Raw genomic sequence first — 1247 nt, 5'->3', positions numbered from 1 at the left:
GTGAAGTGGTTCACTGATCTTGGACACCGCGATAGGTGGTAATTTGCCACCACAACCACGAGGTGTACCGAGATGGGAAGACGTCATTTTTCGGAAGAGTTCAAGCTTGAGGCCGCGAGCCTGGTGCTGGATCAGGGCTATACCGTGCCCGAGGCATGCGCCTCGCTCAACGTGGGCGATACGGCTCTGCGCCGTTGGGTCAAGCAGGCTCGTGCCGAGCGGGAAGGAACGGTCCCGAAGGGACATGCCCCGCTGACCGAGGAACACCGCCGGATCGCCGAGCTGGAGGCCAAGGTCAAGCGCCTCGAACAGGAGAAAGCGATCTTAAAAAAAGCGACGGCTCTCTTCGTCGAGGACGAGACGCGACATTCGCGGTGATCGACCGACTGAGAGAGCCTGTCAACGTGGCGCTTGCCTGCCAGACGCTGGGCGTCGCCCGGTCGAGCTTCTACCACTACCGCGAACAGAAACAACGCGATGTGGACGCCGACCGGCTCGCACTTCGAGCCCAGGCGACCCGGTACTTCAACGAAAGCCGGGGGTCGGCCGGCAGCCGGACACTGCGAGCGCGATTCGCTGCCGATGGCGTGTCGTTGGGCCGGTTCAAGGCCCGGCGGTTGATGCAGGAGGCCAACCTCGTCAGCCGGCAGCCTCGCCGTGCCCCGTACAAGCACGCTCGGCAGGAGAAGCCCGAGGTGCCGAATCGGCTGAATCGCGAGTTCGCGGTCGAACGCCCCGACCAAGTCTGGTGTGGCGACATCACCTACCTCTGGGCGGATGGGCGCTGGTGTTATCTCGCCGTGGTCATGGACCTGTTCGCCCGCCGTGTCGTGGGCTGGGCGGTCTCCGACTCGCCGGATGCGCGCCTGACGGAAACCGCTCTGACTCACGCCTGGCAGCAGCGGGGCCAGCCTCGTGGGGTACTGTTTCACTCGGATCAGGGCGTGCAATACGCAGCGGCCTCCTACGCGTCGGCCCTGTCACGTTGTGCCATCGAGCCGAGCATGAGTCGGCGAGGCAACTGCTGGGACAACGCCCCGATGGAGCGCCTATTCCGGAGCTTCAAAAGCGAATGGATGCCACGCGGTGGCTACGATTCAATCACCGCGGCCCGACGAGACGCCGGAGCGTACCTGATGGGCTACTACGATTCGGTCCGCCCTCACCAGTACCTCGAAGGCAAAACGCCGGCGGAAACCGAGAAATCACTCAACGAACTGTCCAAGATCGCTTGACCACTACACAGG

Annotated in this window: 1 protein-coding gene; it reads left to right on the top strand. The window is 63.5% G+C overall.

Annotation, left to right across the window (positions count from 1 at the left end):
* The first annotated feature begins 72 nt into the window (after positions 1-72).
* Positions 73-1235 (top strand): IS3 family transposase gene (locus ABGV18_RS11440; protein WP_396582858.1). Its coding sequence is split into 2 segments (ribosomal slippage): positions 73-337 and positions 337-1235, totalling 1164 coding nucleotides; the frame shifts between segments, so codons are not numbered across the junction.
* Positions 1236-1247 lie beyond the last annotated feature (12 nt).

The organism is Guyparkeria halopsychrophila (assembly GCF_044582135.1).
Taxonomy (GTDB): Bacteria; Pseudomonadota; Gammaproteobacteria; order Halothiobacillales; family Halothiobacillaceae; genus Guyparkeria.
The sequence above is the reverse complement of the archived record's forward strand: the minus strand, read 5'-3'. Positions and strand labels throughout refer to the sequence as shown.